General features: G+C 64.0%; 19 protein-coding genes. 6 read left to right on the forward strand and 13 right to left on the reverse strand.

Features of this window, described 5'->3' with window-relative positions:
* The first annotated feature begins 92 nt into the window (after positions 1-92).
* Together M2361_RS17740 and M2361_RS17745 are read left to right on the forward strand one after the other, a co-directional pair.
* Positions 93-1,001 carry a hydroxymethylglutaryl-CoA lyase gene (locus M2361_RS17740; protein WP_259250945.1) on the forward strand — a complete coding sequence of 303 codons (909 nt, stop codon included), beginning with the start codon at positions 93-95 and terminating at the stop codon, positions 999-1,001.
* Complete coding sequence (locus M2361_RS17745) at positions 998-1,471, forward strand: hypothetical protein (protein WP_259250946.1); 474 nt, start codon at positions 998-1,000, stop codon at positions 1,469-1,471. Before M2361_RS17740 ends, M2361_RS17745 begins: the two co-directional genes overlap by 4 nt.
* A gap of 37 nt (positions 1,472-1,508) precedes the next feature.
* Here the strand turns inward: M2361_RS17745 and M2361_RS17750 are convergent, their stop codons facing one another.
* Both M2361_RS17750 and M2361_RS17755 read right to left on the reverse strand, forming a co-directional pair.
* On the reverse strand, positions 1,509-2,525 hold the full coding sequence (locus M2361_RS17750; protein WP_100853957.1) for an amino acid ABC transporter substrate-binding protein: 1,017 nt from the start codon (positions 2,523-2,525) through the stop codon (positions 1,509-1,511).
* Between the two features lie 151 nt (positions 2,526-2,676).
* Positions 2,677-3,918 (reverse strand): PLP-dependent aminotransferase family protein, encoded by a 1,242-nt coding sequence (locus M2361_RS17755; RefSeq protein WP_259250947.1) that lies wholly within the window; start codon positions 3,916-3,918, stop codon positions 2,677-2,679.
* Between the two features lie 200 nt (positions 3,919-4,118).
* Here M2361_RS17755 and M2361_RS17760 point away from each other — a divergent pair, with 200 nt between their 5' ends.
* Positions 4,119-4,838, forward strand: coding sequence for a YggS family pyridoxal phosphate-dependent enzyme (locus tag M2361_RS17760; RefSeq protein ID WP_259250949.1), 720 nt, complete (start codon positions 4,119-4,121; stop codon positions 4,836-4,838).
* A 161-nt stretch (positions 4,839-4,999) separates the two neighbouring features.
* Positions 5,000-5,968 (forward strand): tripartite tricarboxylate transporter substrate binding protein, encoded by a 969-nt coding sequence (locus M2361_RS17765; protein ID WP_259250950.1) that lies wholly within the window; start codon positions 5,000-5,002, stop codon positions 5,966-5,968.
* Between the two features lie 306 nt (positions 5,969-6,274).
* Here the strand turns inward: M2361_RS17765 and M2361_RS17770 are convergent, their stop codons facing one another.
* Together M2361_RS17770 and M2361_RS17775 are read right to left on the reverse strand one after the other, a co-directional pair.
* Positions 6,275-10,234 (reverse strand): FAD/FMN-binding oxidoreductase, encoded by a 3,960-nt coding sequence (locus M2361_RS17770; RefSeq protein WP_259250951.1) that lies wholly within the window; start codon positions 10,232-10,234, stop codon positions 6,275-6,277.
* A gap of 132 nt (positions 10,235-10,366) precedes the next feature.
* Positions 10,367-10,903, reverse strand: a complete 537-nt coding sequence (locus M2361_RS17775) for a YqaA family protein (protein WP_100853952.1) — start codon at positions 10,901-10,903, stop codon at positions 10,367-10,369.
* A gap of 157 nt (positions 10,904-11,060) precedes the next feature.
* Between M2361_RS17775 and ilvA the strand changes: the two genes are divergently transcribed.
* Entirely contained in the window at positions 11,061-12,569 is a 1,509-nt protein-coding gene (gene ilvA, locus M2361_RS17780) for a threonine ammonia-lyase, biosynthetic (protein WP_259250952.1), read from the forward strand.
* Between the two features lie 161 nt (positions 12,570-12,730).
* Here ilvA and M2361_RS17785 read toward each other — a convergent pair whose 3' ends face one another.
* On the reverse strand, positions 12,731-13,843 hold the full coding sequence (locus M2361_RS17785) for a porin (protein ID WP_259250954.1): 1,113 nt from the start codon (positions 13,841-13,843) through the stop codon (positions 12,731-12,733).
* Positions 13,844-14,310: 467 nt separating this feature from the next.
* Entirely contained in the window at positions 14,311-14,694 is a 384-nt protein-coding gene (locus M2361_RS17790; protein WP_259250955.1) for a DUF4148 domain-containing protein, read from the reverse strand.
* A gap of 392 nt (positions 14,695-15,086) precedes the next feature.
* On the opposite strand from M2361_RS17790, the gene M2361_RS17795 reads away from it, so the two are divergent.
* The gene (locus M2361_RS17795; protein WP_100853948.1) at positions 15,087-15,977 is read left to right on the forward strand and encodes a LysR family transcriptional regulator; all 891 of its coding nucleotides are present in this window, start codon (positions 15,087-15,089) and stop codon (positions 15,975-15,977) included.
* Between the two features lie 81 nt (positions 15,978-16,058).
* Here M2361_RS17795 and M2361_RS17800 read toward each other — a convergent pair whose 3' ends face one another.
* The 7 genes from M2361_RS17800 to M2361_RS17830 all read right to left on the reverse strand — a co-directional run bounded on the left by M2361_RS17800 (position 16,059) and on the right by M2361_RS17830 (position 23,667).
* Positions 16,059-16,610, reverse strand: a complete 552-nt coding sequence (locus M2361_RS17800; protein WP_259250956.1) for an adenine phosphoribosyltransferase — start codon at positions 16,608-16,610, stop codon at positions 16,059-16,061.
* Positions 16,611-16,664: 54 nt separating this feature from the next.
* Complete coding sequence (cydC, locus tag M2361_RS17805) at positions 16,665-18,362, reverse strand: thiol reductant ABC exporter subunit CydC (RefSeq protein WP_259250957.1); 1,698 nt, start codon at positions 18,360-18,362, stop codon at positions 16,665-16,667.
* Entirely contained in the window at positions 18,359-20,032 is a 1,674-nt protein-coding gene (gene cydD / locus M2361_RS17810) for a thiol reductant ABC exporter subunit CydD (RefSeq protein WP_259250958.1), read from the reverse strand. The genes cydC and cydD overlap by 4 nt, the downstream gene beginning before the upstream one ends.
* Positions 20,033-20,109: 77 nt before the next feature.
* On the reverse strand, positions 20,110-20,235 hold the full coding sequence (gene cydX / locus M2361_RS17815; RefSeq protein WP_042796116.1) for a cytochrome bd-I oxidase subunit CydX: 126 nt from the start codon (positions 20,233-20,235) through the stop codon (positions 20,110-20,112).
* Positions 20,236-20,249: 14 nt separating this feature from the next.
* Positions 20,250-21,404: a cytochrome d ubiquinol oxidase subunit II gene (gene cydB, locus M2361_RS17820; protein WP_259250959.1), complete on the reverse strand. Its 1,155-nt coding sequence runs from the start codon at positions 21,402-21,404 to the stop codon at positions 20,250-20,252.
* 14 nt (positions 21,405-21,418) lie between these two features.
* Positions 21,419-22,993 (reverse strand): cytochrome ubiquinol oxidase subunit I, encoded by a 1,575-nt coding sequence (locus M2361_RS17825; RefSeq protein ID WP_259250960.1) that lies wholly within the window; start codon positions 22,991-22,993, stop codon positions 21,419-21,421.
* A gap of 128 nt (positions 22,994-23,121) precedes the next feature.
* Entirely contained in the window at positions 23,122-23,667 is a 546-nt protein-coding gene (locus M2361_RS17830; RefSeq protein WP_259250961.1) for a GbsR/MarR family transcriptional regulator, read from the reverse strand.
* Positions 23,668-23,754 lie beyond the last annotated feature (87 nt).

Consider the following 23,754-nt stretch of genomic DNA (forward strand, 5'->3'; position numbering starts at 1 on the left):
CGCTTGGGCAGCGCGCGTTCCGATGGCGCTAATATTGACGATGGCGCCGCAGCCTTGCGCGCCGCGTCACCCAAATCGAACCAGGAAGAGACATGGCTTTGCCCTCCCGCGTGAAGATCGTCGAAGTGTCGCCCCGCGACGGTCTGCAGAATGAAAAGGAATTCGTGCCGACCGAGATCAAGGTCGAGCTGATCAACCGCCTGTCGGCCGCGGGCTTCCCCAATGTGGAAGCCGCGTCGTTCGTGTCACCCAAGTGGGTGCCGCAGATGGCCGATGGCGCCGACGTCATGGCGCGCATCGAGCGCCGTCCGGGCACCATCTATTCGGTGCTGACGCCCAACATGAAGGGCTTTGAAGGCGCGCTGGCCGCCGGCGCGGACGAAATCGTCATCTTCGGCGCCGCCAGCGAAGCGTTCTCGCAAAAGAACATCAACTGCTCCATCGCCGAATCCATCGCCCGCTTCGAACCCGTGGTGCAAGCCGCGCGCGAAGCCGGCATCCGCGTGCGCGGCAGCATCAGTTGCGCGCTGGGCTGTCCGTACCAGGGCGAGGTTCCGGTCGAGGCCGTGGTGGACGTGGCGCAGCGCTACTTGGCGATGCAGGTCGATGAAATAGACGTGGCCGACACCATCGGCGTGGGCACGCCGCAGCGCGTGCGCGACGTGATGGCGGCAGTCACCCGCGTGGTTGACCCGGCGCGCGTGTCCGGCCACTTCCACGACACCTACGGCCAGGCGCTGGCCAACATTCTGGCGGCGCTGGAAACCGACATTTCCATCTTCCATACGTCGGTCGCCGGCCTGGGCGGCTGCCCCTACGCCAAGGGCGCCACCGGCAACGTCGCCACCGAAGACGTGCTGTACATGCTGCGCGGCCTGAACATCGACACGGGCGTGGACTTCGACGCCGTGGTCGATATCGGCCAATGGATGTCGGCCCACCTGAACCGCAAGGGTTCCAGCCGCGCGGGCAATGCCATCGCGGCCAAACGGGCCGCATGAACCAGCCCGGCCCTGCCCCGTCTTTGGAAGACCGCGCGGCATTGCTGCGCGAGATCGGGCCGTTGCCCTTGTCGGGGCAGGCGTGGCCGGATTGGGTAAGGATTTTGGCCTGGGTCATCCTGGCCGTGCTGGGCGTGCAGGTGGTCACCACCGCCATCCGCGCCCCCGCGCAGCCCTTCGACACCCTGCTGGCCGTCGTGGTGGTGCTGTGCTTTGTGGGGCTGCTGTTCGTGTCCTGGCACATGCAGGTGTCGATCACCACGATCGACGAGCGCGGGCTGCGCCAGTCGTGGTTCACCCGCCGGGAAGTCGCGTGGGAAGACGTGCGCTACGCCCGCTTCGTCCCGATGCTGTTTTCAAAACGGCTGGTGATCTTCACGCACCGGGGCCGGCCTGTGATTCTTCAGGGCGGCACCCGGGAACTGCGCACCGCTTTCGTGAAGATCGCGCAGTTGTACCGACAGGGGTGACGGGCGGCGCTGCGCTGGCGGCAGCGCCATCGGACGATCAACGGATCGGCAGCGCGTACATCAAACCACCCTGCGTCCACTGCGCATTCAGGCCACGCTTGATCTTCAACGGGCTGCCTTCTCCCACGTTGCGCTCAAAGCTTTCGCCGTAATTGCCCACTTGCTTGACGATGTTGTAGGCCCACTTTTCGTCCAGACCCAGATTGGCGCCGCTGCCCGGCGTCACACCCAGAATGCGCTTGATGTTGGGGTTGGCGCTTTTGGCCTGCTCGTCCACGTTCTTGGACGTCACGCCGTATTCCTCGGCTTCGATCATGGCCGACAGTGACCAACGCACGATGTTCAGCCACTTATCGTCGCCCTGGCGCACGAAGGGCCCCAGCGGCTCTTTCGAGATGATCTCGGGCAACACCAGGTAATCGTCGGGATTTTGCAGCTTGGAAATGCGGATCGATGCCAGGCCCGACGCATCGGTCGAAAACACATCGCAACGGCCCGTGGCAAAAGCGTTGACCACTTCGTTGAACGTTTCGATCACAACCGGCTTGTAGGTGACGTTGTTGGCGCGCGCCCAATCGGCCAGCGTGTTTTCGTTGGACGTTCCCGTTTGCAGGCAGATGGTGGCGCCGCTGATTTCCTTGGCGCTTTTTACGCCCAGCGACTTCGGCACCAGAAAACCCTGGCCGTCGTAGAAGTTGATGCCGGCGTGGATGATGCCCAGCGCGGTATCGCGCTGCTGCGTCACGGTGGTGTTGCGCGTCAGCACGTCCACTTCGCCCGATTGCAGCGCGGTGAAACGCTGCTGCGAATTCAAGGGCACGATTTTGATCTTGTTGGCGTCGCCGAAGACCGCCGCGGCAATGGCGCGGCAAACGTCTACGTCCAGCCCCTGCCATTTGCCTTGCGCATCGGGCGCCGAAAAGCCGGCAAAGCCCGTGGTGGTGCCGCAGGCCACGGCGCCGCGCTCGCGCACGACGTCCAACGTTGCCGCCTGCGCACCTTGCGCCGCTGCCATCAAGAGCGCCGCGCCCACCAACCCTTTTGCAATGTTCATGACCTGGTTCCTGTTTTTACCGGGCGCGGGGACGCGCCGAGGCAAGAAGCTTATAGACATGAAGCGCCTGCGCCAAATAACAAGCGCTTATTAAGGTATGTGCGCGGCGGCCCGCAAGCGAGCGCCGCTTTGCCGCGACGCGGTTATCCCGTCACGCCGCCAGCGAAATCGACACGGGCTCGTTGGCTTGGCAGGCATCCAGCGCGCGGCCCAGGCGCACCATGCCCTGGGCGATCTGGCCTTCGTTCATGGTGGCGAACGACATGCGCATGGCGAACAGGTCGGCCTGTTCGGCGTTGGCATAGAACGCCTTGCCCGGCACGTAGACCACTTCATGCTCGATGGCGTAGGGCAACAGGCGGGTCGCGTCCACATCGCCCGTCAAGCGCGCCCAGAAGAACATGCCGCCTTCGGGCTTGCTGAAGCTGACACGGCCGTCCAGCTCGCGGGCCAAGGCCTCGGCCATGGCGTCGCAGCGCAAGCCATAGGCGGCGCGTATGCGCGGCACGTGTTCGTCGTAGCGGCCATTGGCCAGGTATTGCGCCACCACTTCCTGGATCCATGCGGATGAAGCCATGTCGTCGGCGGCCTTGGCACTGACGCAGCGGCGGCGGATTTCGGGCGGCGCAATCAGCCAGCCGATACGCAGCGCCGGCGCCATGGTCTTGGACATGCTGGCCAGGTACACGGCCCAGTGACGGGCTTCGCCCTCGGCCAGGGCCGCAATGGGCGGCACCGCTTCGCCGGCAAAACGCAGTTCGCTGTAGGGGTCGTCTTCCACGATCAGGAAGCGGTGCTTGACGGCCAGTTCCAGCAAGCGCAAGCGGCGCTGGCGCGAGATCGTTGCGCCGCAGGGGTTCGAGAACGACGCCACCACGCAGACCATCTTGGGTTTGACGCGCGCGGCCAGTTCGTCCAGCGCATCCACGTCGATGCCATCCGGGCCCGACGCAACCGTATGCACCGTGGCGCCTGTGTAGCGCAAGGCCTGCACGGAATTGGGGAACGCGGGCGATTCGATGATGGCGTGGTCGCCGGGTTGCAGCATCACGCGGGTCAGCAGCGCCAGGGCCTGCTGCGAGCCGCCCGTCACGACAAGCTCGGTGTCGGCGTTGCACTGCAGGCCGCGCGCGGCCGTCAAACGGGCCAATTCGTTGCGCAGGCTGACCTGGCCGTCAATGTTGGAATACTGCAAGCAGGCGCCCAGCCGCGACATGACCTGGGTGGACGCGACGGACAGCCCCTCGACGTCGAACAGTTCTTGCGCGGGGTAGCCGCCCGCCAGCGAAATCGTGCCCGGCCGCAAGGCATACGGCATGAGCGATCGGATGGGGGATGCGGGGGGATTCAGGAACGGCGTGGCAAAGGCGTATTCAGGCGCTGCGCTGGACATGGCGGGGAGACTGGGAAGGGGAAGAACCGTGTCGCCTGCTGGGGCGGCGCCGGAGGGCATAGAACATTGAAATATAAACAAATCTCTGCAAATTCTAAGCCTGCGGATTACGCAGGGTCAACGACGGTCGCAGGCGGTGTGGCGAAACCGTCCTGCACAGTCCTACACTATGGGACATCCTGTTCCTGCAAGAGAGCTGCATGACCGTCGTAGACACCATGGCCGGGCGCATCGCCCACATCCGCCAACGCATTGCCGACGCCTGCGCGCGCGCCGGGCGCAGCCCGGACAGCGTGGTGCTGCTGCCCGTCAGCAAGACCTTCGAGGTGGACGCAATTCGCGAAGCCATGCCGCTGGGCCTGACCCGTTTCGGCGAAAACAAGACCCAGGAAATCCGGCAGAAGGCGGCCGCGTTGGCCGGGCAAGGCCTGCAATGGGTGCTGATCGGGCATTTGCAGACCAACAAGGCCAAGGACGCCGCGCGCGACGCCACTGAAGTGCAATCGCTGGACCGTGCCGATCTGGCCGAGGCCCTGCACCGCCGCCTGCTCAATGAGGGCCGGACCCTGGACGTGCTGGTCCAGGTGAAGACCTCGACCGAACCCAGCAAGTTCGGCATGGCGCCCGAGGACGTATCCGCGTTCTTGCGCCGCATTGCGGCGGAATTTCCCACCTTGCGCGTGCAAGGCCTGATGACGCTGGCGGTGAACTCGCCCGACCCCGAGCAAGTAAGGGCCTGCTTTCGCGCCCTGCGCGAGCTGCGCGACAGCCTGCGCGCCGAAAATATCGATGGCGTCTCGCTGGAGCGCCTGTCGATGGGTATGAGCGGCGACTTTGAACTGGCTATTGAGGAAGGCTCGACCGAAGTGCGCATCGGCACGGCGATCTTCGGCGCCCGCACATACCCGGATCCGCAGTAGACAGGCAGGTGCATGCGGGAAAACAGGGGGCCGACCGGCCCCCTTTTCGCGTGGAACGCGAGCATAATAGCGGCGCAAAAAATAGCAGCGCGGACTGACGGCGCAGAACAAGAAGCGCCCGCGTCGCGCTCAATCTTTGATCCCGCACGAGGAGACACCCCATGCACCATCCCGCACGGCGCCTGTTGGCGCTGGCCGCCCTGTCGCTGGCCGCCGCCACGGCTTCCGCCCAATCCTGGCCCACCCAGCCGATCCGCTGGATCGTGCCGTACCCGGCAGGCGGCGGCACCGACGTGGTCGCCCGCACGGTTGCCAGCGGCCTGGAAAAGCCGCTGGGCCAGACCATCGTGGTGGAAAACCGCCCGGGCGCGGCCACCATCATCGGCGCCACCGCCATCGCGCAAGCGGACCCCACCGGCTACATGGTCGGCACGGCGGATTCGGGCACGCTGGCGTTCAATTCATCGCTGTACGCGAAGCTGTCCTACGATCCGGCCAAGTTCACCTACATCGGCGGCATCGCCAAGTTCCCGCTGCTGCTGGCCGTGAACGTCAATTCGCCGTACAAGACGGTGGCCGACGTGCTGGCCGCCGCCAAGAAAGAGCCGGGCAAGCTGAGCGCGGCCTCGGCCGGCGCGGGTTCGCCGCACCATCTGGCGCTTGAACTCTTCAAGCAGCGTACCGGCGCGGACCTGCTGCACGTGCCTTACAAGGGCGCGGCCCCCGCCATCCAGGACCTTCTGGGCGGACAGGTGGACGTGATGTTCATCGACCTGGCATCCGGCTTGCCGAACGTCAAGGCCGGCAAGCTACGCGTCCTGGCCGCCGCCACGCCGGAACGCCTGTCGGTGCTGCCCGACACCCCGACGATGGCCGAACAAGGCGTGGCCAATTTTACGGCCTACGCCTGGCAAGGCCTGGTCGGCCCCGCCGGCCTGCCGGAAGCGGTGGTGAAGAAGCTGTCGGCCGACCTGGGCGCCACGCTGAAAAGCGACGCCGTATCCAAGAAGATGCTGGACATGGGCGTGATCCCGATGCCGATGTCCGCGCAAGACTTCAAGGCCTACGCCGAACAAGAGCGCAGCGCGTGGGCGGACGTGATCAAGAAGGCGAACATCAAGCTGGAATAATCCGGCCAGCCATTAAAAAACCCGCGTCAGCTTGGGCTGCACGCGGGTTTTTTATTTGTGACGGGAAAGCGCTTGGTAACACGAAGATGGGTTCCGCGCGATTCGCGATTCGGTCCTTCTGACCAAGCTCTCGCGCTACACCCATCCTACAAACGACGACCATCCGTAGGATGGGTGAAGCGCGCACCACCGCCGAGAAAATCCCCAGTCAATTTCGCGCGTAACCCATCAAACCAACCGCCCGTAGGATGGGTGAAGCGCGCACCACCGCCGAGAAAATCCCCAGTCAATTTCGCGCGCAACCCATCACACCAGCACCCGCTCAATCCCCCCAGCGTTCGCGCGCTTCACGTAATCTTCCATCCACCCTTCACCGAGAATGTGCCGGGCCATCTCGACAACGATGTAATCCGCTTCCATCTTGACGTCGCCCTCATAGCGCGACAGCCCCTGCAAGCACGATGGGCATGACGTCAGCACCTTCACGTCGCCGGCGAAGCCATCACCGCGCAGCGCCGCGTCGCCTTTCAGCAATTCTTCCTGCTTGCGAAAACGCACCTGCGTCGAGATATCCGGCCGGCTGACCGCCAACGTGCCCGATTCCCCGCAGCAGCGGTCGCTCTTGATGGCTTCATCACCCACCAGCGCCCGCACCGTCTTCATCGGCTCTTGCAGCTTCATCGGCGTGTGGCAGGGGTCGTGATACATGTAGCGCACACCCTTGGCGCCTTCCAGCTTGATGCCCTTTTCCAGCAGGTACTCGTGGATGTCGATCAAACGGCAGCCTGGGAAGATCTTGTCGAACTCATAGCCCGACAACTGGTCGTAGCACGTGCCGCAACTGACCACCACCGTCTTGATGTCCAGGTAGTTCAGCGTATTGGCAACCCGATGGAACAGCACCCGGTTATCGGTGATGATCTGCTCGGCCTTGTCCGTCATGCCGTTGCCGCGCTGGGGATAGCCGCAGCACAGATACCCCGGCGGCAACACCGTCTGCACGCCCGCATGCCACAGCATGGCTTGCGTGGCCAGGCCCACCTGCGAGAACAGGCGCTCTGAACCGCAACCCGGGAAATAGAACACGGCTTCCGTATCGGCGGTTGTGGCCTTGGGGTCGCGGATGATCGGCACGTAGTTCGCGTCTTCGATATCCAGCAACTTGCGCGCGGCCTGTTTCGGCAGCCCGCCCGGCATCTTCTTGTTCACGAAGTGAATGATCTGCTCGCGCAGCGGCGGCTTGCCCACGGTGGCCGGCGGCTTGGCCGTCTGCTTTTTCACCAATCCCGAAAACAAGTCATGCGCGGCGCGCTGGACCTTGTAGCCCACCCCCACCATCGCCTTGCGCGTGGCGTTGATGGTGGCCGGGTCCTTCGCGTTCAAGAAGAACATGGCGCTGGCCGTGCCCGGATTGAACGACTTGCGGCCCATGCGGCGCAGCACGGCGCGCATGTTCATCGACACGTCGCCGAAGTCGATATCCACCGGACAGGGGTTGTAGCACTTGTGGCAAACCGTGCAGTGGTCCGCCACGTCTTCGAATTCTTCCCAGTGCTTCAGACTGACGCCGCGCCGCGTCTGCTCTTCGTACAAAAAGGCTTCGACCAGCAGCGAGGTCGCCAAAATCTTGTTGCGCGGCGAATACAGCAGGTTCGCGCGCGGCACGTGCGTGGCGCACACCGGCTTGCACTTGCCGCAGCGCAGGCAGTCCTTGATGGATTCCGAGATGGCGCCGATGTCGCTTTGCTGCATGATCAGCGACTCGTGGCCCATCAGGTTGAAGCTGGGCGTCCAGGCGTGGCGCAAATCAGCGCCGGGCATCAGCTTGCCGGCGTTGAAGTGGCCGTTGGGGTCGACGCGGCGCTTGTAATCCTGGAACGGCGCCAGCTCGGCGTCGGTCAGGAATTCGTACTTGGTCAGCCCGATGCCGTGTTCGCCGGAAATCACGCCGTCCAGGTCGCGGGCAATCTGCATGATGCGGTCGACGGCCTGGTGGGCCTCGCCCAGCATCTCGTAGTCGTCCGAGTTGACCGGGATATTGGTGTGCACGTTGCCGTCGCCGGCGTGCATGTGCAGCGCCACGAACACGCGGCTCTTCAGCACACGGCCATGGATGGCGATCAGCTCATCGACGATCTTCTTGTACGCCGCGCCCGAAAACGCACGCTGCAAGCCGGGCAGTACTTCAGTCTTCCACGACACACGAATCGTGCGGTCCTGCACCACGTCGAACAGGCGCGCCGTGGGTTGCGCGGCCAGGCGGTCGGTCAGCGTGGCTTGCACGTCGCCCAGGCCCAGCGCTTGCAGTTCAGGCAGCGCCTGCGCCAGCGGCAGGTCCAGGTTGTCCAGCAGCCATTGCCAGCGCTGGCGCACGCTGCCCAGCAGCTCAAGCGCCTGGCGCGTGCGTTCGGCCAGCACTTCGGCACGGGTGCTGTCGATGTCCGCGTCGTCGGCCTTGCCGATGGGCAGCGGCGTGCACAGGTAGGCGTCCAGCGCACCCAGCAGCTTGAGCTTGTTGCTGGTCGACAGTTCGATGTTGATGCGTTCGATGTGATCCGTGTATTCGCCCATGCGGGGCAGCGGAATCACGACGTCTTCGTTGATCTTGAAGGCGTTGGTGTGGCGCGCGATCGCGGCGGTGCGCGAGCGGTCCAGCCAGAACTTCTTGCGCGCCTCGGGGCTGACGGCCACAAAGCCTTCGCCATGGCGCGTGTTGGCCAGGCGCACGACTTCGCTGGCGGCGGCGGCCACCGCGTCATCATCGTCGCCAACGATGTCGCCAATCAAGACCATCTTGGGCAGCACACCGCGCTTGCTCTTGGTGGCGTAGCCCACCGCGCGCAGATAGCGTTCGTCCAGGTGTTCCAGGCCAGCCAGGATGGCGCCGCGCGCCTTGCCTTCGCCGTCCAGGTAGCCCTTGACCTCGACAATCGACGGGATGGCGTCGCGCGCCTGCCCGAAGAATTCCATACAGACGGTGCGCGTGTGGCGCGGCATGCGGTGCAGCACCCAGCGTGCCGACGTGATCAGGCCGTCGCAACCTTCCTTCTGGATGCCGGGCAGGCCGGCCAGGAATTTGTCGGTAACGTCCTTGCCCAGGCCTTCCTTGCGGAACACGCGGCCTTTGATTTCCAGCAGCTCGGTCTTCAAGAGACGCTCGCCGGGCTTGCCCTTGCCATCGAACCACTTGAGTTCGAAGCGGGCCGTGTCCACGTCATGGATCTTGCCCATGTTGTGTTCCAGGCGGGTGACTTCCAGCCAGTTGCCGTCCGGATCCACCATGCGCCACCAGGCCAGGTTGTCCAGCGCGGTGCCCCACAGCACGGCCTTCTTGCCGCCCGCGTTCATGGCGATGTTGCCGCCCACGCACGACGCTTCGGCCGAGGTCGGGTCCACCGCGAAGACAAAGCCCGCGGCTTCGGCCGCTTCCGACACGCGCTTGGTCACCACGCCGGCGCCGGCGTGGATGACGGCCACGGGCTCGGTCAGCCCGGGCAAGATACAGGACTCGACCTTGCCCAGCTTGTCGAACTTTTCGGTGTTGATGACGGCCGACTTCCAGGTCAGCGGAATGGCGCCGCCGGTATAGCCCGTGCCGCCGCCACGCGGAACAATGGTCAGGCCCAGCTCAATACAGGCGGTGACCAGCGCGGCGATCTCATCTTCGGAATCGGGCGTCAGCACCACGAACGGGTATTCCACGCGCCAGTCGGTGGCGTCCGTCACGTGGGACACGCGCGACAGGCCGTCGAACTTGATGTTGTCGCGCGCGGTGATGCGGCCCAGCACCTTCTGCGCCTGCTTGCGCATCATGGTGGTCTGGTCGAATTCCCCTTCGAAGGCGGCAATCGCGGAACGGGCGCGGGCCAACAGGCCGACCACCTTTTCGTCGCGATGCGGATCATGGCCTGCTTCGGTGGGGATGCCCGGTTCGCGCCGACGGTCGATTTCGCCCAGGCGATGGTGCAGGGCATCGATCAGCTGCTTGCGCCGCTTGGGATTGTCCAGCAGGTCGTCCTGCAGATACGGGTTGCGCCGCACCACCCAGATATCGCCCAGCACTTCGTACAGCATCCGCGCGGAACGGCCCGTGCGGCGCTCGCCGCGCAGGTCGGTCAGCAAGCTCCAGGCGTCATCGCCCAGCAGCCGGCCGACAATCTCGCGGTCGGAAAACGACGTGTAGTTGTAGGGGATTTCGCGCAGTCGCGCGGGTGTCGCGGGCGGCATCGCCCCGTTCAAAATGTGGCTAGCGAGTGGGGCGTTCATGGCAGCAGGAGGGGCCCATAAAAAATTATTTTATGCCATTGGCCGGACTTGACCCCAAATACCCCTGGGAAGCCGGCCAATGGCACGGGGAAACTGGCGTTAACCGTCCCCGTTTAAGTTCGACGTCAGTGCTTAGATCTGGCCCGGGAAGAACCACAGCAGGCTGGCCGTCATGACCAGATACCGCAGGAATTTGCCGATGGCCATATAAAGCATGCAGGGCCAGAACGACAAACGCAGCCAGCCCGCCACGGCGCACAGCGGGTCGCCCACGGCGGGCAACCAGGACAGCAGCAAGGCCGGCGGGCCCATGCGGTGCAGCCAATCGTGGGCGCGCTCATTCCAGCGGCCCCGCATCCGCCCGCTTTCGGTGGCGTCGGGATGAGGGTGCGGGTGTTTTTCCTTCCAGCGATGCACGGCTTTTTCGGCGCCCACGCCCATCCAGTAGCTGATCGCCCCGCCCACGGTGTTGCCGGCCGTCGCCACCAGGATGGCCGGCCAGAACATGTCGGGCGACAGCTTGATGTAGCCAAACACCGCCGGCTCGGAGCCCAGCGGCAGCAAGGTGGCGGAAACGAGCGATACCGTGAAAATGGCGGACAAGCCCACCGAGGGCAGCGCCAACATTCCCAGCAACCACTGAACAGCGGATAAAAGGCTTTCTTCCATGAGGAGCGAGTGTAGCCGCGCCCGGTCCAATGCCGATCAGGAATCGAATCGGCCGCCCTTGGCGCCGCCGCGCCATCGCCACGACAAAGCTTTTCAGGCGGCGCGGCATTCCCTGCAATAATCTGGCCCAGTCCTCACTCTTGCTCTTGCGCGGTCCATGTCCACTGATTATCTGAAACGCATCCTGACTTCGAAGGTTTACGACGTAGCGGTCGAGTCACCGCTGGAAGCCGCGCCCCAGCTATCCGCGCGAATTTCCAACACGGTGCTGCTCAAGCGCGAAGATACTCAGGCGGTGTTCAGTTTCAAGCTGCGTGGCGCCTACAACAAGATGGCCAACCTGCCGCCGGCCGCGCTGAACCGGGGCGTGATCGCGGCCTCGGCCGGTAACCACGCGCAAGGCGTGGCGCTGGCCGCCAGCCGCCTGGGCTGCCGCGCCGTCATCGTCATGCCCACCACCAGCCCGCAAGTGAAGATCGACGCGGTGCGCCGCCTGGGTGGCGAAGTGGTCCTGGCGGGCGAAAGCTTCACCGACGCCTTCGCGCATGCGCAGATCCTTGAGAAAAAAGAGAAGCTGACGTTCGTCCATCCCTTTGACGACCCCGACGTGATCGCCGGCCAGGGCACGGTGGGCATGGAGATCCTGCGCCAGCATCCGGGGCCGATCGACGCCATCTTCGTGGCCATCGGCGGAGGCGGTCTGATTTCCGGTGTCGCCGCCTACATCAAGCAATTGCGGCCCGAGATCAAGATCATTGGCGTGCAGACCGAAGATTCCGACGCCATGCTGCGCAGCGTGCGCGCCGGTCGCCGCGTGCAATTGAATGACGTGGGCCTGTTTTCGGATGGCACTGCCGTCAAGATGGTGGGCGTGGAAACCTTCAAGCTCACGCGCCAGTACGTGGACGACTTCGTGGTGGTCAATACGGATTCAATCTGCGCCGCCATCAAGGACGTGTTCCAGGACACGCGCAGCGTCCTGGAACCGGCGGGCGCCATGGCAGTGGCCGGCGCCAAGCAATACGCGGCCGAGCACCATCTGAAAGGCAAGACGCTGGTGGCGATCGCTTGCGGGGCCAACATGAACTTCGATCGCCTGCGCTTCGTGGCCGAACGCGCCGAAGTCGGCGAAATGCGCGAAGCCGTGTTTGCGGTAACCATGCCCGAGCAACGCGGCAGCTTCCGCCGCTTCTGCGAACTGGTCGGCGAACGCAGCGTCACCGAATTCAACTACCGCATTTCCGACGCGGACCGTGCGCACGTGTTCGTGGGTATTCAGGTGTCGTCCGCGACCGAGCCCGACAAGATCGCCGCCAACTTCCGCCGCCATGGCTTCGACACGCTGGACCTGACCCACGACGAGATGGCCAAGACGCACCTGCGCCACATGGTGGGCGGGCGTTCAGCGCTGGCGCGCAACGAACTGCTGTATCGCTTTGAATTTCCCGAGCGCCCCGGCGCGCTGATGCGTTTCTTGAACGCGATGAACCCGGACTGGAACATCAGCCTCTTTCACTACCGGAATCAGGGCGCGGACTACGGGCGCATCCTGATCGGCATCCAGGTGCCGCCCACGGACAAGAAGCAGTTCCGCACGTTTGTGGCCGAATTGGGCTACCCGCATTGGAACGAAACCGAGAACCCGGCCTACAAGCTGTTCCTGTAGACAACACGACGCCAGAATGCGAGAGGGCCTCCAGATGGAGGCCCTTCCCTTCTGCGCGTCGAATGCGCCCGGCCGGACCCAGGCGGGGGGGGTTGCTGTCACTCGGCGGCCTACGGAGATAAGCCGCGCATTCAGCAGGGTCCGGCCAGGCGCCCCGTCGCTTAGAAACGGTGGCGCATGCCGACGGCAACGGCGGTGTCGCGCGCGTCGTGCTGGAACGCATAGTTGTCGCCATAGGAGGCGTAGGCGTACAGGTTGGTGCGCTTGGTGAAGTCGTAGGTGTAGCCCAGGCTGTAAACGTTGAACGTGGCGTCATCGCCCGTCAGCTTGTCGTTGCCGGCGGTCGCGCGCTGCCAGGAACCGAACACGGCGTGGCGGCCCAAGGGCACGGTGGCGCCGATCATGTACGAGTTGGCGCGGAAGCCGTCGGCCAGCTTGAACGAGCCCAGCGTGTTCATGCCTTCCGGCGTGGTGCCCATGTTCTGGCCCACGAACCAGCCGTCGCGGGTCTGGCCGAAAGCGGCTGCCAGCTTCACGACTTCAAAGTCGTACGAACCGCCGATGATGTATTCCTGGATGCGAGCCGCGCTCTTGCCGCCGACGCGATCGTTGGTCGGATCGAAGCGGTCATAGGCCGCGGCCAGGTTCAAGGGGCCGTTCACGTACTGCATGCCAACGGTCAGCACGCGGTTGTTGTCGCCGGTGGCGAAGCCGGTCTGCGTGGTGTCGCTGACGGTGTCATCGGCGCTGAACGAATAGCCGATGCCGGCCTTGAAGCCGCCCAGGCTGGGGGTTTGATACAGCACCATGTTGTCCAGGCGCATCGTGTTGGCGCTGCCGAACGTCGTGCCCATGTTGGCGGTGTTGTAGCTGATCGAGAACGGGTCGATCGAACCGAAGTACTTCGACGCCAGGTTCGTTTGACGACCGAATTCCAAACGGCCCCAGGAATCGCTGTCCAGGCCCACGGTGGCTTGACGACCGAACAGGCGGCCGTTTTGCGCCGACTTGCCGTTCATGGGACCGAAGCCGCCTTCCAGGGTGAACACGGCGCGCAGGCCGTCGCCCAGATCTTCCGTGCCGCGCAGGCCGAAACGCGAACCGCTGCTGACACCTTGAACGCCGCCAAAACGGCTTTGCTTGGCCCCATTGAACTTCACTTGCTCGTAGCCGATACCCGCGTCGATCAAGCCGTACAGCGTTACGGAGTCAGCGGCTTGCGCAGCGCCGGCAGAGCCTGCCAGCAACGCAACGGCCAATAGCGTCTTCTTCATATAAGTCCCCAAAATGGCGAGATAAAAGGCATGCGCAGTCGCGCCGTCCAAGCGACGGGCTTCTGCGTGCCGCTGCAATCCGCAAGCGGCGTCTGCACTACATCTAGTGTCCGGCCTGGTGCAACTTGAAGTAACACCGGTTTTGACGAACTACTTTCCACGGTTGGGATAATGACAGCCGGCTGAAACGTCAGAACGCCTGGGGATGCGCCTTAACGCCTTGAAAACAAATACGAATGTTTGCTCGCTATTGAGGGTGACAGGCGGCACGGTGGCGTCACGGCGCAGGATTTTTCGACAGCAGTTGTTGGCGGCGGCGTACAGTGTTGCGGCATAAACACCACAGCGTCGCCCCGCAATCACCACGCCATCACGACCGCCAACGTTCGGCGAGGATAAAAAAACCCCTTGGCGTCTCAAGGGGTTTCGTGACCATCCGGGTGCCCGCGCAAGCCGGGCTTGCAGCCTTACTTGCCCTTGGGCGGGTAGTCCAATTCACCGAAGGTATATTCGCCGCGGGCCTTGGCTTCAGCCAATTCCTGGCGAACTTGTTCGCGCGACTTGCCGGCCGATTGCGACACGGCGGCCTTGGGCGGGTAATCCAGTTCGGCGGAGGTGACCTGGCCGGCGGCCTTGGCGGCTTGCAGTTCTTGTTGGACTTGATCGCGCGTCAGGCTGGTTTGCTGCACGGTGGCGGGCGGGTAATCCAGTTCGCCAAACGTGACCTGGCCGGCGGCCTTGGCGGCTTGCAGTTCTTGTTGAACCTGTTCACGCGTCTTGCCATCAGCGTGAGCGGCGGACATGCCGACTAGGGTTGCGGTGACCATGAGTGCGGTTGCTAGGGCTTTCATTGTGATGACTCCATCCTAAACCTTGCACAGCGTCTGCTGCCAGAATGGCAGCGGCTATGTGACTGTTTGATTGCTGGGACGAAGTATCTGGGGTTTCGAGCCTAGTAAAAACCCTTATTTTGGTGAACATATTTTCACGGATGGGACAATTGCACGTTGTATCCGGCGAATGCCGTGGGAATTTGCGCGATTTCTGCGCATTTCCTTGTGCCGCGAAGCGCCGTAAGCCTTACAGGTGTTCAGCTTGATGCAAGCCGACAGGGGAGTTTCGGCTTGGTGGCCCTCGGCCAGAACATGTTCGTCGCGCGGGAATAGACATTTTCGCTGGCGGGACAATAAATCCATTTATCATACAAACCTGCCAGAAATGGAATTTATAGACTCGAGGCCCCATGGATATCCAGCTTAACGACATCGCGCTCTTTGTCGAAGTCGCCAAGCGCAAGAACTTCAGCCACGCTGCCGAAGCCTTGAATATTCCGACATCCACGCTCTCGCGCCGCGTCAGTGAACTGGAACGCAGCGTCGGGATGCGGCTGCTGAATCGCAGCACGCGCAAAATCGATCTGACCGAAGCCGGCGCCATTTATTTTGAGCGCTGCCGGCACATCGTCGAAGAGGCGCGCATCGCGCATGACCAATTGCTGGACATGGCGGTGCAGCCCAAAGGGCGTTTGCGCATTTCGCTGCCCACCAGCCTGGCGCAATTGTTCTTGCCCGCGGTCATACGCGAATTCCGCGAGCAACACCCCGACATCGAATGCGATTTCGATCTGAGCATGCGTCCGATCGACCCCATCAGCAACCCGTTCGACCTGATCCTGCGCTTCGGGCAGCAGCCCGATTCCAGCCTGATTTCACGCAAGATCGTGCTGATGGCCCACCAGTTGTATGCGTCGCCGGACTATCTGGCCCGCTATGGCGAGCCGCGCGTACCGGCCGACCTGACCCACCACGAATGCCTGCGCCCCACGATGCGCGAGGAATCGTCGTTCTGGATGCTGCATTCGGGCGACAAGGTAGAGCGCGTGCAAGTGTCGGGCAGGCTGTCGGCGAACAATGTGGGCATGTTGGGGCGTCTGGCCGGCCAGGGCTTGGGCATTACGCCGCTGCTGGTGTTTGACGCGATGGAACGCGCCATCAATCAAGCGGGCCTGGTGCGCGTGCTACCCGACTGGAGCCTCACGCCCCTGCCGCTATTCGCATTGCTACCCTCGCGCATGCTGCCCGCCAAAACCAAGGCGTTCCTGGATTTCATCCAACCAAGGCTGTCCGATTCGTAGGATGGGTGCAGCGCGGGAACCCGCTGCCAAGAACGCCGCCCGAATCCGCGCGAAACCCATCAAACAGCCGTAACCAGCACCCTAAGGCGTATCCGCCCCATACTGGCAAACCGTAAACAGCGGCGTACCCGTCGCGGCCACTTTCGCTGACCCGCCCAGATCAGGCAGATCAATAATCGCCGCAGCCTCCACCACATTCGCGCCCAGGCGTTGCAGCAGCTTGATCGCGGCCAGCATCGTGCCGCCCGTGGCGATCAAATCGTCGACCAGCAGTACGCGCTGGCCGGTGCGCACGGAATCCGTGTGCATCTCAACCGCCGCATTGCCGTATTCCAGCGAATATTCCTCGGCCACCGTACGGAAAGGCAGCTTGCCCTTTTTGCGCACCGGCACGAAACCCAGGTTGAGTTCATAGGCCAGCACGCTGCCCACGATGAAACCGCGCGCGTCCACACCCGCCACGAGGTCAAGGCGTTGGCGCATATAGCGGTAAACGAACAGATCGATCAGAACCCGGAACGCCCGCGGGTCCTGCAGGACGGGCGTGATGTCGCGGAAGGTGACACCAGGTTGGGGCCAGTCCGGAACGCTGCGGATGGTGCGCCGGATGGTCTCGGCGTTGTCGGTCTGCATGAAAGGCGGGCCTGAAGAATTGAAGCAAGGCGAACTATAACCTTGCCACCGCGCTTAAGCCAGGATTGCCGCCGGCGATGACACGTCATGTAATCGTCCATTGCGCAATTGCAGGCAACGGTCCACCGCGCCCGGGGGCAATACCGCATGCGTAGCCAGCACCACGGTGCGTCCCTGCACCGCGCGTTCCAGGTCATTGAAGAAGTCAGCTTCCGCCACGGCGTCCAAGCCGGCGGTGGGTTCGTCCAGCACGATCACGGCGGCCGGCGACAGCAATGCGCGCGCCAGACACAGGCGGCGCGACTGCCCGGCCGACAATTGCGACCCCGTTTCTCCCGCCCAGGTGTCCAGCCCTTCCGGCAACGCGCGCACAAAGTCACCCAGCCGTGCCGCGTCCAGGGCGCGCCACAGCGCCGCGTCGTCAGCCGTGGCGTCACCGATCAGCAGATTGGTGCGCAAGGTGCCCAGAAACACGGGCGCATCCTGCGACAGCAAGGCAATGCGTCGATGCCAGTCGCTTTGCATGGCGTCACGCGCGTCGCAGCCGCCAAAGCGCACCTGCCCCGCCTGCGGATCTTCCAAGCGCAGAATCAAGTGCAACAAGGTGGACTTGCCCTCGCCGCTGGCGCCCAGAATGGCCACGCGCTCGCCCGGTTCCACCCGCAGATCGATACCATCCAGCACCGTCGGGCTGGCGCCCGCCGACCGGGCGGGATAGCAAAAGCTGACGCCGTCCAGTTCCAGCGCGCCCCTCACAGGCAAGCTTAGCGGCGTGGCCGGGTCGTGCATGTCGGGCTGCGCCTGCGTAACGTCGCGGATGCGCGCCGCCGCCGTCATGGCCGAACCCATGCGCGAAGCTCCCCGCATGATCGGCCCCGCCACTTCAAAAATGCCGATGACGGCCAGCAGCAGCCCGGCCAGCACCGGCCCTTCGATGCCGCCCGCTTCGTGCGTGCCCAAGCCGAACCACAGCAATGCCAGCACCGACACGCCAGCGGCCACCTGCAAGAACCACTGCCCCCTTGCGGCAACGCGCGCCTGACTGCGGCGAGCCCGCGCACTGGCCTCGCACAAGCGTTCGAAATGCTCGGCCGTCTGCGCTTGCGCGTGCAACGCCACCATGTCCGCATGGCCATCCACCGCATCCAGGGTTGCCGCGCGCAACCCTGCCGCGCTTTCCTGCGCGGCCGCACCCGGCTTGCGCGCGGCGCGCAGCAGCCACAGGGGCACCAGCACGCAGGCAGTCAACAAAGCCAACGCGAAAGCCAGCGCGGCGGCAGGCACCCACATGCCCAACACGGCGGTCAGCACCGCACCGGCCAGCACGGCCGTCGCCAAGGGCGCCAGCACAAACAGAAACACCGTGTCCAAGGCATCGACGTCGCCCGTCATGCGCGCGACCAGATCGCCGTTGCGATAGCGCGCCAGTTGGCTAGGCGTCAAGCGGATCAAGGCGCCGAACACCGTGGCGCGCAAGTCCGCCAGCAGACGCAAGGTAGCCGAATGGCCCACCACACGATCCGCATAACGGGACACGATGCGCAGAAAGGACAGCCCGCGCACCAGCGCGGACGGCGCAAACAGATTGAAGACACCGCCTGCGCCCGCGATCGCGGCGCCGGTCAGGAACCAGCCGGAAACGCCCAGCAGGCCAACGCCGGCGGCAACGGTTGCCAGCGCACAGAATAATGCGAGTAAAAGCCCGCTTTTACGGCGCGCATACAAGGGCAACAGCAATAACAGATTCTTCATGCCTCTTCCACTTTCCCGCCCGCCACCCGCACGACACGGCCCAGGCGCGCCGCGACCGCCGCAGAGTGCGTGGCCAGCAGCAAGGTACGGCCGACGGAGAACGTCAGGATTTCATCCAGCAGCCGCGCCTGGGTCGCTTCATCCAGATGCGCCGTGGGCTCGTCCAGCAGGATCAGGCCAGGGTCACGCAGGAACAGCCGCGCCAGCGCCACGCGCTGCGCCTGCCCGCCCGACAAACCCTGGCCCCGGCTACCCAGCGGCGTGTCCAGGCCTTGCGGCAGCGCGGCCGTGAATTCCAGCACGCAGGCGCGGCGCGCGGCTTCCTGTACATCAATGTCGGACGCGCCAGGGCAACCCAGCCGGATGTTGTCGGCGATGGTGCCGGCCAGCAGTTGCGGCGTCTGCCCAATCAAGGCGACCCGGCCGCGCAATGCGGCTTCGTCCCAGTCGGCCAAGGGTAGGCCGTCGATACGGATATCACCCTGGCTGGGGCGCAGCCGCGCGATGGCTTCGATCAAGGTGGACTTGCCAATGCCGCTAGGCCCCATCAACGCCACGTGCTCGCCGGACGCCAGCGTCAGCGAGGCCTCGGACAATACGGCGTGCGCCCGGCCGGGCGCCAAGACGGTCAAGCCTGACACCGCCAGGCCCGCCGCGCCTAACGACGTCGCCGCCGTGCCAGCGGTGCCATGCATCGGCTTGGACTCGGCATCCTCTTGCGGCAGGCCATCGAACAAGACGGCGATCTGCGTGACGGCGGCCAGCGCCGTGGCGCGGTCGTGATAATGCGCCGCGAATTGACGCAGCGGCGCATAGACTTCCGGCGCCATCAGCAGGCAGAACAAGCCCGCCTGCAACGTCAGCGGCGACCAGCGCACATCCAGAAAGCCCAGGTACGTCAAGCCGATATACACGGCCACGCCCGCCACGCCCAAGGCCGCAAAGAACTCCAGCACGGCTGACGACAGGAACGCAATGCGCAGCACCGACATCGTGCGTTGGCGCAACGCATCGCTGGCCGCCACGACCGAGGCCGCTTCGGCGTCGGTGCGACCATAGAGCTTCAGCGTGGACAAGCCGCGCAGACGGTCCGCGAAGAAGCCGGACAAGCGCGCGAAGGCGCGCAGATGACGGCGGCTGGCGCCTTGCGCGCCCCACCCGACCAAGGCCATGAACAGGGGAATCAAGGGCGCGGTGATCAGCAGCACCAGCCCGGCAATGACATCCACCGGCAGCAGCAACACCGAAAACGCCACCGGCAACATGGCAGCGGCCGCCATGGCGGGCAGGTACTTGGCAAAGAAGCCATCCAGCGCTTCAACCTGATCCACCACCGCGCTGGCCAATTCGCCAGACGCCTTGCCACGGCTCCAGTACGGCCCCTTGGCGACCATCCGCGTAAACAGCGACTGGCGCACGTGGCGCTTGATGCGTTCGGCCGCGTCCGCGCCCGCGCGCTCGCCCGCCCAGGTGATGGTGGCGCGCACCAGCATCAAGGCGGCGATGCCCACAATGCTGGCCAACAATTCCTGGCGGGGCACGTCTTGCATGATCGCCGCGTCCAACACGCTGGCCAGCAACCATGCCTGAACCACCAGCAAGGCGCCGCTGACAAGCGGCGCGGCGCCTGCCAGCATCAACGGAAGCCTGGCCGACTTGGCAAGCGTCATCAACCACCGCGACTGCTCGCGCGGCGGTTTCTGCAAACTGGCCGAAGGATCGTGCTCGAGGCTGCTAGCGCCGCCGCTCACTCGTCGTTACGGCTGGCGCGCGGGTCATGCGTATGACCTTCGCGCAGCTCGAACCACATTGCATTCAGGATGGCGAAGGCACACGCCAAACCCAGACCGAGTATCCACGAGAAATACCACATGGAGTGGACTCCTTTTAGTATGAGTTGGGCGTGTCGCCCACGGATTCATGGGTGACCTTGCCGCGCATCACGCGATACACCCATGCGGTGTAAAGCGTGACGATCGGCAGGAACACAGCAACTGCAATCACCATGATCCACAGCGTCAGTTGGCTGGACGATCCGTCCCAGATGGTCAGGCCGGCCTGCGGCTTGGTCGACGACGGCATGACGAACGGGAACAGCGCAAAACCCACCGTCAGGATCACGCCGGTGATCGACAGCGACGACGCCAGGAACGCCAGCATGTTGGCGCGCACGCTCAAGAGCAGCACCACCAGCAGCGCGCCGGCCACGCCCAGCGCGGGCGCAATCCACATCAAGGGCCAGGTGGCGTAGTTGGCCATCCAGGCGCCGGTCTGCACCGCCACGGTCTTGAGCATGGGGTCCGACGGCCCATTCGCGTTGACCGCGCTGGTGATGGTGTGGCCGCCAATGCCGCCGGCAACCCAGAACCCGCCCGCGACGAACAGCGCCGCGGTCAGCAAGCCCGCCAGCCGCCCCCAGTTGCGCGCGCGGGACGACACGGGGTCGTCAGTGCGCCAGGCCAGCAGCACCGCGCCATGCATGGCCAGCATCACCACGCTGAGCACGCCGGCCAGCAAGGCGAACGGCGCAAAGAGCTGATAGAAATGCCCTTCGTAGATGGGCCGCAGCGTCACAGGGTCGAACGTGAACGGCACGCCCAGGATGATGTTGCCCATGGCCACGCCAAACACCAGCGAAGCCACCACGCCCGAGAAACACAGCACGCCGTCCCAGCTATTGCGCCAGCGCGTGCCTTCCATCTTGCTGCGGTACTTGAAGCCCACGGGGCGCAGGATCAGCGCAATCAGCACCAGCATCATCGCCAGGTAGAAGCCGGAGAATGATGCGGCATACAGCAAGGGCCAGGCGGCAAAGATGGCGCCGCCCGCCGTGATCAGCCAGACCTGGTTGCCTTCCCAGACCGGGCCGACAACGTTGATGACAATGCGGCGTTCGGCGTCGGTCTTGGCCACCACGGGCAGCAAGGCGGCCACGCCCAGGTCAAAGCCGTCCATCACGGCAAAGCCGATGAGCAAGGCGCCCAGCAGCACCCACCAGATCACCCGCAAGGTGCCATAGTCGAAAGGAATAAGGGTATCCATCTGCTTCTCTCCCCTTAGGCGCGCACGGCGGCGCGCACAGGATCGGCGGCGGCGTTGCCCGCCACCGGCCCATCGGATTTCGGACCCGCCTTGATGGCGTGCAACATGACCTTCACGCCGATGATCAGCAAGACGGTGTAGAGCACCAGGAAGATGGCCAGGCTGATTGCCAGGTCGGCAATGGTCAGGCCGGATGCCGCGTAATACGTGGGCAGCACCCCTTCGATCACCCAGGGCTGGCGGCCGTACTCGGCCACGAACCAGCCGCTTTCAATGGCGACCCAGGGCAACGGCAGGCTCCACAGCGCCACCTTCAGCAGGCCCCGGCGGCTGTCCAGACGCCCGCGCGAGGCCAGCCAGAAGGCCACGCCGAAGAACAGGATCAGGTACATGCCCACCGCCACCATGATGCGGAACGCCCAGAACAGCGGCGCCACGTTCGGCACGGTGTCAATCGCGGCCTGCTTGATGTCGGCCTCGGTGACCTTCGTCATGTCTTCCTGGTAGCGCTTGACCAGCAGGGCGTAGCCCAGGTCCGGCCAGGTCTTGTCGAAGACCATGCGCGCGTCCACATCCTTGGGATTGGCGCGGATCTTCTGCAAGGCGTCATACGCCACCATGCCGTCACGGATGCGGTTTTCGGCGCGCAGGATCAGGTCGTTGATACCCAAGAGCGGGGTGGTCAGCGAACGGGTGCCGATGATGCCCATGACGTACGGGATCTCGATGGCGAAGTCGTTCTTGCGCTCGGCCTGGTTGGGAATGGCGAACAGGTTGAAGGACGCGGGCGCGGGTTCGGTCTCCCACATGGACTCCATGGCCGCGATCTTCATCTTCTGATGCTCGGTGGTGAGGTAACCGCTTTCGTCACCCAGCACCACCACCGACAACGCACCGGCCAAGCCGAAGCTGGCGGCCACCGCCATCGAGCGCTTGGCCAGGTCGGTATGGCGGCCCTTCAGCAAGTACCAGGCGCTGATCGACATCACGAACATGGCGCCAGCTACGTAGCCGGCGCTGACCGTGTGCACGAACTTCGCCTGCGCCACGGGGTTGAAGATCACCGAAGCGAAGTCGGTCATCTCCATGCGCATGGTGTCGGGGTTGAAGATGGCGCCCACCGGGTTCTGCATCCAGCCGTTGGCGATCAGGATCCACAGCGCCGAGAAGTTGGTGCCAAACGCCACCAGCCAGGTCACCACCAGGTGGCTGACCTTGGACATGCGGTTCCAGCCGAAGAAGAACAGGCCGACGAAGGTGGCTTCCAGGAAGAAGGCCATCAGCCCTTCCAGCGCAAGCGGCGCGCCGAAAATATCGCCAACGTAGTGACTGTAGTAGGACCAGTTCATACCGAACTGGAATTCCATCACCACGCCGGTGGCCACACCCAGCGCGAAATTGATGCCGAACAGCGTGCCCCAGAACATGGTCATCCGTTTCCAGATGGGGCGGCCGGTCATGACGTACACGCTTTCCATGATGGCCAGGATGAACGACAGGCCTAGCGTGAGAGGGACGAACAGGAAATGGTAAAGCGCGGTCGCGGCAAACTGGAATCGCGACAGGTTGACGACATCAAGATCAATCATTGGGGCGCTCCCAAGCAGTCGAGACACCGCGGCAACCGGCATGGTTCCCAGGCCGACTCTGGCGCCATGTTAAGGGCGATGGATACAACTTCATAGCGGTTTCCTGAAAAGTTCGGGCGCATGGCAGCTCAGTCCTTGCCCCGCAATTTGCCGGCGAAGCCAAGCACCTTTTGCACTTGCGAACCCAGTCGCATGAGCTTTTGCAAGGTCTCCGGGGGCAGGCGTTGAACCTCATCGAACCATCCGGAAGACAGTTCGATGAGCTCCAGCATTTCGGTCATGCGTTGTTGCGCGTAGGCGTCATTGGGCCCTGATGGTGTTTCAAGCAAGGTGTCGCGCAGCAGGGTCAGGGTGGGATTGATTTCGCGCTTGCGCTTTTCTTCCATCAGGATGCGGAAGATTTCCCAGACGTCTTTGGGCGTCTCGAAGTAGTCGCGGCGGTCGCCCACCTGGTGCACCAGCTTGACCAGGCGCCACGACTGCAACTCTTTCAACCCCAGGCTGACGTTTGAGCGTGAGAAGCCCAGCGTCTCGGCGATCTCGTCGGCATTCAGCGGTTCGGGGTGCAGGAACAGCACGGCGTAGATCTGGCCGACGGTGCGGTTCACGCCCCAACGGCTGCCCATTTCGCCAAAGTGCAGGACGAAACGTTCGTTTTGAGGGGTAAGAACCATGAGCTATCGACGCCAAAGAATCAACATGGCGGCGTCTCTGATAAATCCAGTTACGCCACTTTCAGAAATTTCTGAAATTATCGAACA

Origin of the sequence: Achromobacter sp. JUb104 (assembly GCF_024806975.1) — a bacterium.
GTDB classification, from domain to species: domain Bacteria; phylum Pseudomonadota; class Gammaproteobacteria; order Burkholderiales; family Burkholderiaceae_B; genus Achromobacter; species Achromobacter spanius.

What these genes read in the sequence shown, in the direction of transcription:
- M2361_RS17740 (WP_259250945.1), top strand. Translation starts at nt 93, where the DNA reads ATGGCTTTGCCCTCCCGCGTGAAGATCGTCGAAGTGTCGCCCCGCGAC.
- M2361_RS17745 (WP_259250946.1), top strand. Translation starts at nt 998, where the DNA reads ATGAACCAGCCCGGCCCTGCCCCGTCTTTGGAAGACCGCGCGGCATTG.
- M2361_RS17750 (WP_100853957.1), bottom strand. Translation starts at nt 2,525, where the DNA reads ATGAACATTGCAAAAGGGTTGGTGGGCGCGGCGCTCTTGATGGCAGCG.
- M2361_RS17755 (WP_259250947.1), bottom strand. Translation starts at nt 3,918, where the DNA reads ATGTCCAGCGCAGCGCCTGAATACGCCTTTGCCACGCCGTTCCTGAAT.
- M2361_RS17760 (WP_259250949.1), top strand. Translation starts at nt 4,119, where the DNA reads ATGACCGTCGTAGACACCATGGCCGGGCGCATCGCCCACATCCGCCAA.
- M2361_RS17765 (WP_259250950.1), top strand. Translation starts at nt 5,000, where the DNA reads ATGCACCATCCCGCACGGCGCCTGTTGGCGCTGGCCGCCCTGTCGCTG.
- M2361_RS17770 (WP_259250951.1), bottom strand. Translation starts at nt 10,234, where the DNA reads ATGAACGCCCCACTCGCTAGCCACATTTTGAACGGGGCGATGCCGCCC.
- M2361_RS17775 (WP_100853952.1), bottom strand. Translation starts at nt 10,903, where the DNA reads ATGGAAGAAAGCCTTTTATCCGCTGTTCAGTGGTTGCTGGGAATGTTG.
- ilvA (WP_259250952.1), top strand. Translation starts at nt 11,061, where the DNA reads ATGTCCACTGATTATCTGAAACGCATCCTGACTTCGAAGGTTTACGAC.
- M2361_RS17785 (WP_259250954.1), bottom strand. Translation starts at nt 13,843, where the DNA reads ATGAAGAAGACGCTATTGGCCGTTGCGTTGCTGGCAGGCTCTGCCGGC.
- M2361_RS17790 (WP_259250955.1), bottom strand. Translation starts at nt 14,694, where the DNA reads ATGAAAGCCCTAGCAACCGCACTCATGGTCACCGCAACCCTAGTCGGC.
- M2361_RS17795 (WP_100853948.1), top strand. Translation starts at nt 15,087, where the DNA reads ATGGATATCCAGCTTAACGACATCGCGCTCTTTGTCGAAGTCGCCAAG.
- M2361_RS17800 (WP_259250956.1), bottom strand. Translation starts at nt 16,610, where the DNA reads ATGCAGACCGACAACGCCGAGACCATCCGGCGCACCATCCGCAGCGTT.
- cydC (WP_259250957.1), bottom strand. Translation starts at nt 18,362, where the DNA reads ATGAAGAATCTGTTATTGCTGTTGCCCTTGTATGCGCGCCGTAAAAGC.
- cydD (WP_259250958.1), bottom strand. Translation starts at nt 20,032, where the DNA reads ATGACGCTTGCCAAGTCGGCCAGGCTTCCGTTGATGCTGGCAGGCGCC.
- cydX (WP_042796116.1), bottom strand. Translation starts at nt 20,235, where the DNA reads ATGTGGTATTTCTCGTGGATACTCGGTCTGGGTTTGGCGTGTGCCTTC.
- cydB (WP_259250959.1), bottom strand. Translation starts at nt 21,404, where the DNA reads ATGGATACCCTTATTCCTTTCGACTATGGCACCTTGCGGGTGATCTGG.
- M2361_RS17825 (WP_259250960.1), bottom strand. Translation starts at nt 22,993, where the DNA reads ATGATTGATCTTGATGTCGTCAACCTGTCGCGATTCCAGTTTGCCGCG.
- M2361_RS17830 (WP_259250961.1), bottom strand. Translation starts at nt 23,667, where the DNA reads ATGGTTCTTACCCCTCAAAACGAACGTTTCGTCCTGCACTTTGGCGAA.